The sequence below is a fragment of the Amycolatopsis sp. NPDC104587 genome, from assembly GCF_055583645.1.
This window is the reverse complement of record NZ_JBVJNO010000010.1, coordinates 115,150-129,762: the sequence shown is the minus strand read 5'-3', so window position 1 is coordinate 129,762 and position 14,613 is coordinate 115,150. Positions and strand designations below refer to the sequence as shown.

General features: G+C 70.5%; 11 protein-coding genes. 3 read left to right on the top strand and 8 right to left on the bottom strand.

What is annotated here, in order from left to right:
• Window positions 1-19: 19 nt before the first annotated feature.
• The 8 genes from ACZ61C_RS30335 to ACZ61C_RS30300 are packed head-to-tail and all read right to left on the bottom strand — an operon-like array spanning window position 20 to window position 9,799.
• Window positions 20-622 carry a TetR/AcrR family transcriptional regulator gene (locus tag ACZ61C_RS30335; protein ID WP_465311256.1) on the bottom strand — a complete coding sequence of 201 codons (603 nt, stop codon included), beginning with the start codon at window positions 620-622 and terminating at the stop codon, window positions 20-22.
• Complete coding sequence (locus tag ACZ61C_RS30330) at window positions 619-1,452, bottom strand: SDR family oxidoreductase (protein ID WP_465311255.1); 834 nt, start codon at window positions 1,450-1,452, stop codon at window positions 619-621. Before ACZ61C_RS30330 ends, ACZ61C_RS30335 begins: the two co-directional genes overlap by 4 nt.
• 10 nt (window positions 1,453-1,462) lie before the next feature.
• Window positions 1,463-2,629: an acyl-CoA dehydrogenase family protein gene (locus tag ACZ61C_RS30325; RefSeq protein ID WP_465311254.1), complete on the bottom strand. Its 1,167-nt coding sequence runs from the start codon at window positions 2,627-2,629 to the stop codon at window positions 1,463-1,465.
• Window positions 2,626-4,575 carry an acetyl/propionyl/methylcrotonyl-CoA carboxylase subunit alpha gene (locus tag ACZ61C_RS30320; RefSeq protein WP_465311253.1) on the bottom strand — a complete coding sequence of 650 codons (1,950 nt, stop codon included), beginning with the start codon at window positions 4,573-4,575 and terminating at the stop codon, window positions 2,626-2,628. Before ACZ61C_RS30320 ends, ACZ61C_RS30325 begins: the two co-directional genes overlap by 4 nt.
• 7 nt (window positions 4,576-4,582) lie before the next feature.
• Window positions 4,583-6,181: an acyl-CoA carboxylase subunit beta gene (locus ACZ61C_RS30315; protein WP_465311252.1), complete on the bottom strand. Its 1,599-nt coding sequence runs from the start codon at window positions 6,179-6,181 to the stop codon at window positions 4,583-4,585.
• Window positions 6,178-7,326: an acyl-CoA dehydrogenase family protein gene (locus tag ACZ61C_RS30310; RefSeq protein ID WP_465311251.1), complete on the bottom strand. Its 1,149-nt coding sequence runs from the start codon at window positions 7,324-7,326 to the stop codon at window positions 6,178-6,180. The genes ACZ61C_RS30315 and ACZ61C_RS30310 overlap by 4 nt, the downstream gene beginning before the upstream one ends.
• Window positions 7,323-9,011, bottom strand: coding sequence for an acyclic terpene utilization AtuA family protein (locus tag ACZ61C_RS30305; protein WP_465311250.1), 1,689 nt, complete (start codon window positions 9,009-9,011; stop codon window positions 7,323-7,325). The genes ACZ61C_RS30310 and ACZ61C_RS30305 overlap by 4 nt, the downstream gene beginning before the upstream one ends.
• Window positions 9,008-9,799 (bottom strand): TIGR03084 family metal-binding protein, encoded by a 792-nt coding sequence (locus tag ACZ61C_RS30300; protein WP_465311249.1) that lies wholly within the window; start codon window positions 9,797-9,799, stop codon window positions 9,008-9,010. The genes ACZ61C_RS30305 and ACZ61C_RS30300 overlap by 4 nt, the downstream gene beginning before the upstream one ends.
• 139 nt (window positions 9,800-9,938) lie before the next feature.
• On the opposite strand from ACZ61C_RS30300, the gene ACZ61C_RS30295 reads away from it, so the two are divergent.
• The 3 genes from ACZ61C_RS30295 (at window position 9,939) to ACZ61C_RS30285 (ending at window position 14,605) form a co-directional block, all read left to right on the top strand.
• Entirely contained in the window at window positions 9,939-10,769 is an 831-nt protein-coding gene (locus ACZ61C_RS30295) for an enoyl-CoA hydratase-related protein (protein WP_465311248.1), read from the top strand.
• Window positions 10,766-11,368 carry an acetoacetate decarboxylase family protein gene (locus tag ACZ61C_RS30290; protein WP_465311247.1) on the top strand — a complete coding sequence of 201 codons (603 nt, stop codon included), beginning with the start codon at window positions 10,766-10,768 and terminating at the stop codon, window positions 11,366-11,368. The genes ACZ61C_RS30295 and ACZ61C_RS30290 overlap by 4 nt, the downstream gene beginning before the upstream one ends.
• 279 nt (window positions 11,369-11,647) lie before the next feature.
• Complete coding sequence (locus ACZ61C_RS30285) at window positions 11,648-14,605, top strand: ribonucleoside-diphosphate reductase subunit alpha (RefSeq protein ID WP_465311246.1); 2,958 nt, start codon at window positions 11,648-11,650, stop codon at window positions 14,603-14,605.
• Window positions 14,606-14,613 lie beyond the last annotated feature (8 nt).

Genomic DNA, 14,613 nt, shown 5'->3' with positions numbered 1-14,613 from the left:
TGCGACGAGCGGCCCGGCCTCAGCCGCCCGCGAGCCGCAGTTCCAGGGTGCGGGCCCACTCCCGGACGATCAGCCGGCGGCGCCGGGTGTCGTCGGTGAGCAGGTTGGCCAGGCCGAGGCCGCGGGCGAGGTCGAGAGTGGCCTGGACCAGTTCCCGCACGCCCCGGCGGGACTCGTCGACGCCGAGCAGCTCGACGGTCACCCGGTGCGCCTCCCGCCCGACCCGGGCCTCGAGCGGCACGAGCACGGCCCGCAGGGCCTCGTCGGTCGCCGCGACCGACCAGAGCTGCAGGGCGGCGCGGAACAGCGGCCCGGTGTAGAGGTTCAGCACCATCTCGACGACCCGCTCGATGCGGGACGCGCCGGTCGGCAGGTCGGCGGCCTGCGCGCGGAGCTCGTCGATCTGCGCCTCGCCCAGCAGGTCCACCGCCGCCGCGACGAGGTCCTCCCGCGTCGGGAAGTGGTGCTGTGCGGCGCCCCGGGAGACGCCCGCGCGTTCGGCGATCCCGGCCACCGTGACGCCGTGCCAGCCGCGCTCGCCGAAGCTGTCGAGCGCGGCCTCGATCAGCCGCCGCCGCGTGGTGCGGCTGCGTTCCTGCTGGGGTTCGCGGACGCCGGTCAAGCCGGATCGACCCAGAAGTCGAGCTGGAGGTCCTCTTCCGAGCCGCCGATGCGGTACTTCGCGAAGTCGGTGACGCCTTCCGCGCGCAGGACCTCGTCGTCGAGGAAGAAGTTCCCGGTGGCTTCGCGGCTCGGCTTCGTGAGGATCGCGTACGCGGCGTCGGCCATGATCTCCGGCGTGCGGCTGCGGTCGGCCAGCTCGGCGCCGACGACGTTGCGGATCGCCGCCGTGTCGATCGTCGTGCGCGGCCAGAGCGAGTTGACCGCGACGCCGTCTTCTCGCAGTTCCGCCGCGAGCCCGACGGTCACCAGGCTCATCGAGTACTTCGCGATGCTGTAGGCGAGGTGGCCGGCGGTGAACCACTTCTCGTCGAGGCTGATCGGCGGCGACAGCGTGAGGATGTGCCCGTTCGCCGACGCGCGCAGGTGCGGAATGGCCAGTTTGGACAGCAGGAAAGTACCGCGCGCGTTGATGTCCTGCATCAGGTCGTAGCGCTTCATGCTGACCTGCTCGGTCGGCGTCAGGTCGATCGCGCTGGCGTTGTTCACGACGATGTCGATGCCGCCGAACTGCTCGACCGTCTTCGCCACGGCCGCCGCGACCCCGTCGTCGTCGCGGACGTCGCCGAGGATCGGCAGCGCGTGCCCGCCGGCCTTCTCGATGGCCTCCGCGGCGGTGTAGATCGTGCCGGGCAGCTTCGGGTGCGGTTCGGCGGTCTTGGCGAGCAGCGCGACGTTGGCGCCGTCGGCCGCGGCGCGTAGGGCGATCGCCTCGCCGATGCCGCGGCTGCCGCCCGACATGATGATGGTCTTGCCGTCCAATGTAGACACGGCGACCCTCCTAGTAGGACTTGGGCAGGCCGAGGCTGTGCTGGCCGACGAAGTTGAGCACCATCTCGCGGCTGACCGGGGCGATCCGGCCCAGCCGGACGGCGGTGACCAGCGTGCCGAGGCCGTATTCGGTGGCGAGGCCGTTGCCACCGTGGGTCTGCACGGCCTGGTCGGTCGCGCGGATCGCGACCTCGGCGGCGGCGTACTTGGCCATGTTGGCCGACTCCCCCGCGCCGAAGTCGTCACCGTTGTCGTAGAGCGACGCGGCCTTCTGCGTCATCAGCTTGGCCAGCTCCAGCTCGACCTTGATCTCGGCCAGCGGGTGCGCGAGGCCCTGGTGAGCGCCGATCGGCGTGCCCCAGACCTGGCGCTGGTTGGCGTAGGAGACGGCCTTGGCCAGCGCGTACCGGGCGATGCCGAGGGAGAACGACGCGCCCATGATGCGTTCCGGGTTGAGGCCGGCGAACAGCTGCGCGATCGCCGCGTCCTCCTCGCCGACGAGCGCCTCGGCGGGCAGGTGGACGTCGTCGAGGAACAGCGAGTACTGGTTCTCCGGCGCGATGATGTCCATCGGGATCTTCGTGTACTCGAACCCGGCGGTGCCGGTCGGCAGGATGAACAGCGCGGGCTTGAGCTTGCCGGTCTTCGCGTCCTCCATGCGGCCGACGACGAGCACCGCGTCGGCCTCGTCGACGCCGGAGATGTAGACCTTGCGTCCACTGAGGACCCAGCCGTCACCGTCCCGCTTGGCGGTGGTGGTGATCTTGTGCGAGTTCGACCCGGCGTCCGGCTCGGTGATGGCGAAGACCATCCGCTTGCTGCCGTCGGCGATGCCGGGCAGCCACTGCTTCTTCTGCTCTTCGGTGCCGAAGCGGGAGATCACGGTGCCGCAGATCGCCGGCGAGACGACCATGAGCAGCAACGGCGAACCGGCGGCGGCGAGCTCTTCGAGCACCGCGGCGAGGTCGGCGATGCCCGCGCCCCCGCCGCCGTACTCCTCGGGGATGTTGACGCCGAGGTAGCCCAGCCGGCCGGCCTCGTCCCACAGCTCGTGGGTCTTCTCGTCCGCGCGGGCCTTGCGCGCGTAGTACTCGTGGCCGTACTTGGCGCCCAGTTCGGCGACGGCCTTGCGGAGCGCGATCCGCTCTTCCGGCTCGACGAAGTTCATCGCGTTCATGCTTCTTCTCCCACCACGGCCAGAATTGTGCCGACTTCGACCTGCTGTCCCACTGTCACCGGCAGTTCCGCCACCACACCGTCGGCGGGAGCGGCGATCCGGTGTTCCATCTTCATCGCTTCGAGCCACAGCAACGGATCGCCCGCCTTGACCGGGTCCCCGGCCTGCACGGCGAGCCGGACGACCGTGCCCGGCATCGGCGCGACCAGCGACCCCGCGGCCAGCGCGGCGTCCGGGTCGGTGAACCGCGGCGCCGCCGTCAGCGCGACCGAGCCGAGCGCGGAGTCCACGTAGGACACCCCGTCGTGCCGGGCGACGTCGAAGGTGCGCCGCACCCCGGCGACGTCCAGGACGACCCGGCCGGGTTCGGCGGTGACCAGCTCCGCGTCGTACCCCTCGGCCCGCAGACCGTCTCGGCCGAGCGTGTAGACCACCTCGTACTCGCGCTCGCCCACCGAGAAGACCTTGCGCTGCCCGGCCGAGCGGACGTTGCGCCAGCCGCTGGGGAGCCGTCCTTGGGTGGTCGCCGACGCGCGGTTGCCCGCCGCGTCCGCCAGCGCCGCGGCGAGCGCGGAGACGCGCTCGGTGTCCACAGTGGCCAGTGGCGCGGCCAGGGTGTCCAGGCCGTGCCGGTCGAAGAACGCCGTGTCGGTCTCCCCGGCCAGGAAAGCGTCGTGACGCAGGATGGTGACCAGCAGGTCGCGGTTGGTGACCACACCGTGGATCTTCGTCGCGGCCAACGCCTTGGCGAGCCGTCTCGCGGCCTCCGCGCGGGTCGGCGCCCAGGTGATCACCTTGGCGAGCATCGGGTCGTAGTGGACCCCGACGACCGAACCGGTCTCGAAGCCGGAGTCGAGCCGCAGCCCCGGACCACGGGTGAACGACCGGTCCACATCGGGCACCTCGAAGGTGTGCAGCGTGCCGCTCTGCGGCTGCCAGTTCGCGGCCGGGTCTTCGGCGTAGAGCCGGACCTCGATTGCGTGCCCGACGGTCGGCGGAGGGTCGGCGGGCAGTCGTTCCCCGTCGGCAACACGCAGCTGCAGCGCCACCAGGTCCAGGCCGGTGACGTTCTCGGTGACCGGGTGTTCGACCTGCAGCCGGGTGTTCATCTCCAGGAAGTAGAACCGGCCGTCGGGCCCGGCGAGGAACTCGACCGTGCCCGCGCCGACGTAGTCGATCGCCTGGGCGGCCTTGCGCGCGGCGTCGAACAGCTCGGCGCGCATCGCTTCGTCGACAAACGGCGAGGGCGCCTCTTCGACGACCTTCTGGTGGCGGCGCTGGATCGAGCACTCCCGCTCCCCCACCGCCCACACCGTGCCGTGCCGGTCGGCCAGCACCTGGACTTCGATGTGCCGCCCGGTCTCCAGGTAGCGCTCGCAGAACACCGTCGGGTCACCGAAGGCCGACCGGGCTTCCGCGCTCGCGCCCTCCACCGCTTCGGCGAGTTCGGACAGCTCGCGCACCACCCGCATGCCGCGGCCGCCACCACCGGCGGACGCCTTGACCAGCAACGGAAGATCCGCCTCGGTGACCGACGCGGGGTCCAGTTCGGACAGCACCGGCACCCCGGCGGCGGCCATCAGCCGCTTCGACTCCACTTTGGAGCCCATCGTCTCGATGGCTTCCGGCGGCGGCCCGACCCAGGTCAGCCCGGCGTCGACAACTGCCCGGGCGAACGCGGCGTTCTCGGACAGGAAGCCGTAACCGGGGTGGACGGCGTCGGCGCCGGTGTCGGCCGCGGCCTTCACCAGCAGCTCGGCGCGCAGGTAGGTCTCGGACGGCGCGTTGCCGGGCAGCCGGACGGCCGCGTCGGCTTCGAGGGTGTGGGGTGCGGCGGCATCGGCGTCGGAGAACACGGCGACCGTGCCGATCCCGGCGTCGCGGCAGCTCGAGAAGACGCGGCGGGCGATCTCACCGCGGTTGGCGACCAGCAGGTTCTGGATCATCGCTCACTCACATCCGGAAGACGCCGAAGCCCTCGGCGCCCTTCACTGGTCCATTGTGGATCGCGGACAGGCTCAGCCCCAGCACGGTGCGGGTGTCGCGGGGGTCGATGATGCCGTCGTCGTAGAGCATGCCGGAGAGGAACATCGGCATCGACTCGGCTTCGATCTGGCCTTCCACCATGGCGCGCATGGCCTTGTCGTTTTCCTCGCTGTACTCCTGGCCGCGTGCCTCGGTGGCCGCGCGGGCCACGATCGACAGCACGCCGGCCAGCTGTGCCGGGCCCATCACCGCGGACTTCGCGCTCGGCCAGGCGAACAGGAAGCGGGGGTCGTAGGCGCGGCCGCACATCCCGTAGTGCCCGGCGCCGTAGGACGCTCCCATGAGGACGGACAGGTGCGGCACCTTCGAGTTCGAGACGGCGTTGATCATCATCGCACCGTGCTTGATGATACCGCTCTGCTCGTACTCCTTGCCGACCATGTAGCCAGTCGTGTTGTGCAGGAACACCAGCGGCGTGTGGATCTGGTTGGCCAGCTGGATGAACTGCGCGGCCTTCTGCGACTCCTCGCCGAACAGGACGCCCTGGGCGTTGGCCAGCACGCCGACCGGGTAACCGTGGATGCTCGCCCAGCCCGTCACCAGCGACGAGCCGTACAGCGGCTTGAACTCGTCGAAGTCGGAGCCGTCGACGACGCGGGCGATGACCTCGCGCGGGTCGAACGGCACCTTGAGGTCGGTCGGCACGATGCCGAGCAGGTCGTCGACGTCGTAGAGCGGCTCGTCGTACTCCGGCTTGGGCGACGGCCCCTGCTTCGTCCAGTTGAGCCGCTTGATGATGCTGCGGCCCAGGCGGATCGCGTCCTGCTCGTCGACGGCGAGGTAGTCGGCCAGGCCCGAGGTCCGCGCGTGCATCTCGGCGCCGCCGAGCGACTCGTCGTCGGACTCCTCACCGGTGGCCATCTTGACCAGCGGCGGCCCGCCGAGGAACACCTTCGCGCGTTCCTTGACCATGACGACGTAGTCCGACATGCCCGGCAGGTACGCCCCGCCGGCGGTCGAGTTGCCGAACACCAGTGCGACCGTCGGGCAGCCCGCGGCGGACGCCCGCGTGATGTCGCGGAAGATCCGGCCACCGGGGATGAAGATCTCCTTCTGCGTCGGCAGGTCCGCGCCGCCGGACTCGACGAGGTTGATCGTCGGCAGCCGGTTCTGCGCGGCGATGTCCGCCGCCCGGTAGGACTTCTTGGCCGTCCACGGGTTGCTCGCGCCGCCCTTGACCGTCGGGTCGCTGGCCGAGACCAGGCACTCGACACCTTCGACCACGCCGATGCCGGTCACCAGGCTCGCGCCCACGCGGTAGTCGCTGCCCCAGGCCGCCAGCGGGGACAGCTCCAGGAACGGCGAGTCCTCGTCGAGCAGCAGCTCGATCCGCTCGCGGGCCAGGAGCTTGCCGCGCTTGCGGTGCCGTTCGACGTACTTGTCCCCGCCACCGGCGACGGCCTTGGCCTGCTCGGTGTCGATCTCGGCGAGCTTCTCGAGCATCGCCTCGCGGTTCGCGCCGAACTCGGCGGCCCGCGTGTCCACTGTGGACCTCAGGGTCGTCATGAGGTGTATCCCAATCGCTTCGCGGCCAAGCCGGTGAGGATCTCGTTGGTGCCGCCGCCGATGCCGAGGATCCGGACGTCGCGGTAGTGCCGCTCGACCTCGGCCTCCCGCATGTACCCGAGCCCGCCGTGCAGCTGGACGGCCTCGTTGACCACCCACTCGGCGGCCTCGACGGCGGTGTTCTTGGCAAAACAGGCTTCGGCGATGACCTCTTCACCCGAGACGTGCCGGATCGCGGCCTGCCGGGCGTAGGTGCGGGCGACGTCGACCCGCCGGGCCATCTCGGTCACCTTGTGCTGCACGAGCTGGCGCGAGATGAGCGGACGGCCGAACGTCTCGCGCAGCCGGCACCAGTCGAGCGTCAGGTCAAGTGCGCGTTGCGCGTGCGAGTACGCCTGCACGGCAAGGGAAAGCCGTTCGGTGACGAACTGGGTGGCGACCTGCGCGAACCCGCTGTTCTCGGCGCCGACGAGGTTCTCGACCGGCACCCGGACGTCCACGTAGGACAGTTCGGCGGTGTCGGAGCAGAGCCACCCCATCTTCTCGAGCTTGCGGGAGACGGTGAACCCGGGCGTCCCGCGTTCGACGACGATCAGCGACAGCCCGTGCGCGCCGTCACCGCCGGTGCGCACGACGGTGGTCACGAAGTCGGCGCGGCAGCCGGAGGTGATGTAGGTCTTGGCGCCGTTGATGACGTACTCGTCGCCCTCCCGCACCGCCGTCGTCCGGATCCCGGCCACGTCGGAACCGCCGTCCGGTTCAGTAACACCTAGGGAGCCGATCTTGTCCCCGGCGAGGGTCGGGCGCACCCAGCGCTCGATCTGCACCGGGTCGGCCGCCTCGGCGATGTGCGGGACGGCGATGCCGCAGGTGAACAGCGAAGCGAACAGCCCGCCGGAGCCACCCGCGTAGTGCATCTCCTCGGCGACGACGAGCGCGTCGAGGTAGTTGCCGTCGCCCCCGCCGACCTCCTCGGGGAAGGCGACGCCGAGCAGGCCCAGCTCACCGGCCTTGCGGTGCAGGTCGCGCGGCAGCTCACCGGCGCGTTCCCAGTCGTCGAGGTGCGGCAGGACCTCCTGCTCGACGAACTTCCGCACGGTCTTGCGCAGCTCGGCCCGTTCGGGCGTCCGAAAAGGATCGGTCACAGGAGCACCTCGGGAATGTCGATCTCACGGGACCGCAGCCACTCACCGAAGGCCTTGGCCTGCGGGTCGAACCGCGCCTGCGAGGCGACGCCTTCCCCGAGAATGCCCTCGACGACGAAGTTCACCGCCCGCAGGTTCGGCAGCAGGTGGCGCGTCACCGGCAGGTCCGCGGTCTCCGGCAGCAGCAGCTTGAGCTCGGCGACGGTCAGCCGGTGCACGAGCCACCGCCAGGCCTCGTCGGACCGCACCCAGACACCGAGGTTGGCGTTGCCGCCCTTGTCCCCGCTGCGGGCCCCGACAACCCGGCCGAGCGGCGCGCGCCGCACCGGCCCGTGGGCGGGCGGCTCGGGCAGCACAGGTTCATCCACATCGGACAGCTCCACAGTGGACGCTGGGGGCGCTATGTCGACACGCATCCCGTCCGGCAGCACCGCGACGTGCCGCACCAGAGCTGCGTCCACATAGGCCGCGGTGTAAACGCCATAGGGCGAGGCATCCGACGGCGGCGCGGTGACGTGGAACCCGGGGTAGCTGGCCAGCGCGAGCTCGACCGCGGCGCCGGTGAACGCCCGGCCCGCGACCTTGGGGTCGGCGTCCTTGACCGCGACGTGCAGCAGCGCGCTCGCGGTCTGCTCGGTGTCGGCGTCGGTGTGGTCGGTCCGGGCCAGCGTCCACTTGACGTCGGCGGGCGGCCGTTCCTTCAACGCGGCTTCGAGCTGTTCCTGCACCAGTGCGGCTTTCGCCTCGATGTCGAGTCCGGTGAGGACGAACGTCGTCTCGTTGCGGAACCCGCCCAGCGTGTTCAGCGCGACCTTCAGCGTCGGCGGCGGAGCCTCGCCGCGGACCCCGGAGATGCGGACGCGGTCGGGCCCGTCTTCGGTCAGCGACAGCGTGTCGAACCGGGTCGTGACGTCCGGCCCGGCGTAGCGGGCACCGGTGATCTCGTACAGCAGCTGCGCGGTGACGGTCCCGGCGTTCACCACTCCCCCGGTGCCCGGGTGCTTGGTGATGACGCTGGAGCCGTCGGCCTCGATCTCGGCGATCGGGAAGCCCGGCACGCCCAGGGAGTGCTCGGTGAAGAAGGCGTAGTTGCCCCCGGTGGCCTGGGCGCCGCACTCGATGACGTGCCCGGCCGCGACCGCGCCGGCGAGCGCGTCGTAGTCGTCACGAGCCCAGCCGTAGTGCGCGGCGGCCGGACCGACGATCACCGAGGCGTCGGTGACCCGCCCGGTGACCACGACGTCGGCGTCCGCGTTCAAGCACTCCGCGATGCCCCACGCGCCGAGATAAGCGTTGGCGGTCAACGGTTTCCCCAGCGAAAGCTCGTCGGCGCGGGCGACCAGGTCGTCCCCTTCGACGTGCGCGATCTTCACGTCCAGGCCGAGCTTGTCGGCCAGTTCGCGCAGGGCGTCCGCGAGCCCGGCCGGGTTGAGCCCGCCGGCGTTGGCGACGATCTTGACGTTGTTCTCGCGCGCCAGCTCGAGGTTTTCCTCCAGCTGGCGGAGGAACGTCTTGGCGTACCCGCGGTTCGGGTCCTTCATCCGGTCGCGACCGAGGATGAGCATGGTGAGCTCGGCGAGGTAGTCGCCGGTCAGGACGTCCAGCGGGCCGCCGGTGAGCATCTCGCGCACGGCGGAGAAGCGGTCGCCGTAGAAGCCGGACGCGTTGCCGATGCGATAGGTCATGCGAACTGCCCCGGTTTCCGGCCTTCCCCGGGCGGGCCCGCGAAGGCCTGCGCGACAGTCAGCCACTCCTCGACGTCGGCGCCGTGCGCCACCAGGTCGGTGTCGGCCGGGTGCCGCCGCTGGGTGACGACGAGGCAGAAGTCCACGGCGCTGCCGGTCAGCTTCTGCTCGGCATCTTCGGGCCCGAACGCCCAGGTGGTGCCGTCGGGCGCGGTCAGCTCGACGCGGAACTCCTCGGCCGGCGGCGCGAGGGAGTTGAGCAGGTAGGCGAAGTCGCGGGTGCGGGTGCCGAAGCGGGCGATGTGCCACAGCCGCGCGGTCGGCTCGCGCGTCAGGCCGAGGGCGTCGTAGATGTCCTGACCGTGCGCCCAGGTCTCCATCAGCCGCGCGGTGACCATGGACGCCGCGCTCATCGGCGGCCCGTACCAGGGCAGCTTCTGCCCGTCCGGCACCGCGGCGAGGGCCTCGGCCAGCCGTTCCCGGCCGGTCCGCCAGCGTTCGAGCAGCTCTTCCGGGGGCGCCTGGGCCCCTTCCGCCGCGGCTTCGTCGACGTAGTGCTCGCCGACGGTGAGCAGGCTTTCCACCTCGGCCTGCCAGTCTTCGGGGTGGGCCGCCGCGATCAGCGCCTTCCCGTCGGTCCAGGCCAGGTGCGCGATCTGGTGCGCGATCGTCCACCCCTCGGCGGGGGTTTCCCGCGCCCAGTCCGACGCGGGCAGGTCCGCCACCACGTCGTCGATCGTCCGTGATTCCGCGTCGAGATCCCCGAGGATCACGCCGAGGTCCGCCATCGCCGCCTCCTTGCGTACTGGCGCCCAGCGTGGCACCGGCCCCGAGAAAAATCAAGCACGCCTGATTGTTTCACCCCGGACGCTGCGGACACACTATTGACATCTTGCCAGTAGTGCCGGACTGCCTTAGTTTCGTCGCATGGCCGAGACCACCTACGCCGTCGCGGACCGGATCGCCACGGTGACGTTGAACCGCCCCGAGGCGCGCAACGGCTACACGATCCGGATGGCCGACGAGCTCGGCGCCGCGATGGACCGCGCCGACCGCGACGAGGACGTCCGCGTGGTGGTGCTGACCGGCGCCGGGAAGGACTTCTGCGTCGGCGCCGACCTGTCCCAGGGCGGCTTCGACTTCGACCCGGCGACCGGCCCGGACGCGTCGTGGCAGGAACCCGCCGGCCGGTGCTCCAAACGGATCTTCACGATGAACAAGCCGGTGATCGCGGCCCTGCACGGCGCGGCGGTCGGTGCGGGCAGCACGATCACGCTCCCCTGCGACTACCGGCTCGCCTCCGAGGACTCCCGGTTCGGTTTCGTGTTCACCCGCCGCGGCATCTACCCCGAAGGCGCGTCGGCCTGGTTCCTCCCCCGGCTCGTCGGGATGGGCACCGCGCTCGACTGGATGATCAGCGGCCGGGTCTTCCCCGCGGCCGAGGCCCTCGCGAAGGGCCTGGTGCACCAGGTCTTCCCCACCGGCACGGTGCTGGAGGAGGCCTACAAGCTCGCTCACGAGCTCATCACGAACACCGCGCCGGTGTCGGTCGCTGTCACCCGCCAGCTGCTCTACCGGATGGCGAGCGCGGACTCGCCCTTCCCGGTCCACGAACTCGACTCCCGCCTGATCGGCGGCCTCGGCACGAACGCGGACGCCGTCGAAGGGGTCATGTCGTTCCTGCAGAAACGGCCGCCGTCGTGGGGCATGCGCGTGGACAAGGACCTGCCCGATTACCTCCCCTGGCTGGACGCATGACCGCCTATCCCCCGCAGCCCTGGAACCTGGTCGCCGACGCGCGCGTGTCGATCTGGCGTGTCCCGGCGGCCGACCTGCCCGAACTGCCGGCTGAACCGCTGCTCGTCGCGGGGCACGCGTCGGTGTTCACGGCGTGGATCGACTACACCCCGCCCGGTCAGCTGGCCTACCACGAGCTGCTGGCCGCGACGGCGGTCAAGGGCCGCCGCGTCTCGTGCTCGATCAGCGAGATCTGGGTCGACAGCGAAGTCTCGCTGGCCGGCGGCCGCGAGCTGTGGGGCATCCCGAAGGACCTGGCGACCCTCGGCTTCACCGGCGACCGCTCGTTCACGGCGACGGCGGCCACTTCCGACGACTGGATCGCCACGGCCGCGTTCCGCCGGCGCGGGGGGCTGCCGCTGCGCGTGCCGACCGTCTTCGAGGTTGCGCAGTTGCTCGACGGCACGCTGCTGCGGACGCCGGTTTCGGCGAAGATCAGCCCGCGCGCCGCGGCGGCGGACTGGAGCTTCAACCCGGCGGGCCCGCTCGGCCACCTGTCCGGACGGCGTCCGGTGGCGAGCCTGGAGCTGCCCGGCTCGCAGCTGCGCTTCGGCGCCTGACCCGGCCGAACGGCGTCTAAACCTACCCCCGGGGCGTCCCGGGCGCACCCCGAACTGCTTCTCTGGGTGATCACTTAACCCGCCAGGGTTAAGCGTGCGACACGCCATCTGGGGTCCCGTGCGGGCAATGACCCCTACATGTAGTCTCTGGTGACCGGCAGGGCCCAGCGACGGGGAGACCGCTGCAGAGTACTGCCGGGCAGCTTTGAAGAACCTGCAGCGCACGGCCTCACCGACGCCGTGTGGCGATCGAACGCGCCCGAAAGCTTGGAGACACGCATGTCCGTCGAAACCGGTCAGCGGCCGCCCGCCGCCGCCGACACCCCCACCGCGATCCGGGTCATCCGGCGGGACGGCAGCGTGTCGCCGTTCGACGCCGGGAAGATCTCGGTCGCGCTGACGAAGGCGTTCCTCGCGGTCGAGGGTGGCGACGCCGCCGCGTCCTCCCGCGTGCACCACGTCGTCGCCGAGCTGACCCAGCAGGTCGAGACCACCCTGCTGCGCCACGCCGGTCCCGAGACCGCCCTGCACATCGAGCAGATCCAGGACATCGTCGAGCTCGCGCTGATGCGCGGGGAGCACCACAAGGTCGCCCGCGCCTACGTCCTCTACCGCGACGAGCGCGCCAAGGCCCGCGAGGCCGTCAAGCCCGCCACCACCGAGGTCGCGCTGAACGTCAAGGGTGTCGACGGCGTCCTGCGCCCGCTCGACTGGGCGCGCGTGTCCCACGTCGTGGGCGAGGCCGTCGCCGGGCTCGAAGACGTCACCGCCGAGCCGGTGCTGGCCGAGGCCAAGCGCAACCTCTACGACGGCATCAGCGCCGACGAGCTCGCCCTGGCCCAGATCATGGCCGCCCGGGTGCTGGTCGAGCAGGAGCCGAACTACTCCTACGTCTCCGCCCGCCTGCTGCTGGACAAGCTGCGCGGCGAGGCCCTGAGCTACCTCGCGAAGAGCCCGCGCCTGGCCAGCCAGGACGAGATGGCGGCCGAGTACCCCGCGTACTTCCGCAACTACCTGCGCCGCGCGGTCGAGCTGGAGCTGGTCGACGGCGAGCTGCTGTCCTTCGACCTCGACAAGATCACCGCCGCGATCGAGGCCAAGCGTGACCTCGACTTCGGCTTCCTCGGCCTGCAGACGCTGTACGACCGGTACTTCCAGCACCACAACGGCACCCGCTTCGAGCTGCCGCAGGCGTTCTTCATGCGCGTCGCGATGGGCCTGGCGATCCGCGAGGACGACCGCGAAGCCCGCGCCATCGAGTTCTACGAGCTGCTCTCGACGTTCCACTTCATGGCGTCCACCCCGACGCTGTTCAACTCGGGCACCACGCGCGCCCAGCTGTCGTCCTGCTTCCTGACCACGGTGGACGACGACCTGGACTCGATCTTCCAGGCGTACAAGAACAACGCGCTGCTGGCCAAGTACTCCGGCGGCCTCGGCAACGACTGGACCCCGGTCCGCGGCCTCGGCGCGCACATCAAGGGCACCAACGGCCAGTCGCAGGGTGTCGTCCCGTTCCTCAAGATCGCCAACGACACCGCCGTCGCGGTGAACCAGGGTGGCAAGCGCAAGGGCGCGGCCTGCGCGTACCTCGAGACGTGGCACGTGGACATCGAGGAGTTCCTCGACCTGCGCAAGAACACCGGTGACGACCGCCGGCGCACGCACGACATGAACACGGCCAACTGGGTGCCGGACGAGTTCCTGCGCCGCGTCGAGGCCGACGCGCAGTGGACGCTGTTCTCGCCGAACGAGACCCCGGACCTGCACGACCTCTACGGCAACGCGTTCGCGGAGCGCTACCGCGAGTACGAGGCGATGGCCGAGCGCGGCGAGATCAAGGTGTTCCGCAAGATCCGCGCGGTGGAGCTGTGGCGCCGCATGCTGACCATGCTGTTCGAGACCGGCCACCCGTGGATCACGTTCAAGGACCCGTGCAACCTGCGCTCGCCGCAGCAGCACGTCGGCGTCGTGCACTCGTCCAACCTGTGCACCGAGATCACGCTGAACACCAACAGCGAAGAGGTCGCGGTCTGCAACCTCGGCTCGGTGAACCTGCTCAAGCACGTCACCCCCGAGGGCCTGGACACGAAGCGCCTCGAGAAGACCGTGCGCACGGCTGTCCGCATGCTGGACAACGTGATCGACATCAACTTCTACACGATCCCGGAGGCGCGCCGCTCCAACCTGCGCCACCGCCCGGTCGGCCTGGGCATCATGGGCTTCCAGGACGCGCTGTTCGAGATCGGCGTCCCGTTCGCCTCCGACGAGGCCGTGAAGTTCGCCGACGTCTCCATGGAGCACCTCTCCTACTACGCGATCTCGGCGTCGACCGACCTCGCCGAGGAGCGCGGGCAGTACCAGTCGTTCGAGGGCTCGCTGTGGAGCAAGGGCATCCTGCCGATCGACTCGCTGCAGCTGCTCATCGACGCCCGCCAGGGTGACGGCCTCGACGTCGACACCTCGTCCACTTTGGACTGGGCGCCGCTGCGCGAGCGCGTCAAGACCGTCGGCATGCGCAACTCCAACGTGATGGCGATCGCGCCGACCGCGACGATCTCCAACATCTCCGGCGTCGGGCAGTCGATCGAGCCGCTGTTCCAGAACCTGTTCGTCAAGTCGAACATGTCCGGCGACTTCACCGTCGTGAACCCGCACTTGGTCCGTTCGCTCAAGGCGCGCGGGCTGTGGGACGAGGTCATGGTCAGCGACCTCAAGTACTTCGACGGCTCCCTCGGCCAGATCGACCGCGTGCCGGACGACCTGAAGGCGCTGTACGCGACCGCGTTCGAGATCGAGTCGAAGTGGATCGTCGACGCCGGCTCGGTGCGCCAGAAGTGGATCGACCAGGCGCAGTCGCTGAACCTCTACATCGCGGCGCCGAGCGGGCGCAAGCTCGACGAGCTGTACCGCTACGCGTGGCACAAGGGTCTCAAGACCACGTACTACCTGCGGGCGCGGTCCGCGACGCACGTGGAGAAGAGCACCCTGCGCGGCACCGACGGCAAGCTGAACGCCGTCTCGGCCACCCCGGCCCCGGCGGCTCCCGCCGCGGCCCCGGCCCCCGCGCCGACGCCCGCGCCGTCCCCGTCGCCCGCCGCCGCGGTCCCGGCCGTCCCGGTGACCCCGGCTCCGAAGCCGGAGTCCAAGGAACTGCCGAAGACCGACGTCGACTTCGTCGCCACCGAAGGCGCCGCCTGCCGCATCGACGACCCCGACTGCGAAGCCTGCCAGTAAGGAACCCG

Bases quoted from the DNA above. Each gene is read 5' to 3' on its own strand.
- ACZ61C_RS30325 (WP_465311254.1), bottom strand. From the start codon at position 2,629: ATGAACGCGATGAACTTCGTCGAGCCGGAAGAGCGGATCGCGCTCCGC.
- ACZ61C_RS30320 (WP_465311253.1), bottom strand. From the start codon at position 4,575: ATGATCCAGAACCTGCTGGTCGCCAACCGCGGTGAGATCGCCCGCCGC.
- ACZ61C_RS30315 (WP_465311252.1), bottom strand. From the start codon at position 6,181: ATGACGACCCTGAGGTCCACAGTGGACACGCGGGCCGCCGAGTTCGGC.
- ACZ61C_RS30305 (WP_465311250.1), bottom strand. From the start codon at position 9,011: ATGACCTATCGCATCGGCAACGCGTCCGGCTTCTACGGCGACCGCTTC.
- ACZ61C_RS30300 (WP_465311249.1), bottom strand. From the start codon at position 9,799: ATGGCGGACCTCGGCGTGATCCTCGGGGATCTCGACGCGGAATCACGG.
- ACZ61C_RS30295 (WP_465311248.1), top strand. From the start codon at position 9,939: ATGGCCGAGACCACCTACGCCGTCGCGGACCGGATCGCCACGGTGACG.
- ACZ61C_RS30290 (WP_465311247.1), top strand. From the start codon at position 10,766: ATGACCGCCTATCCCCCGCAGCCCTGGAACCTGGTCGCCGACGCGCGC.
- ACZ61C_RS30285 (WP_465311246.1), top strand. From the start codon at position 11,648: ATGTCCGTCGAAACCGGTCAGCGGCCGCCCGCCGCCGCCGACACCCCC.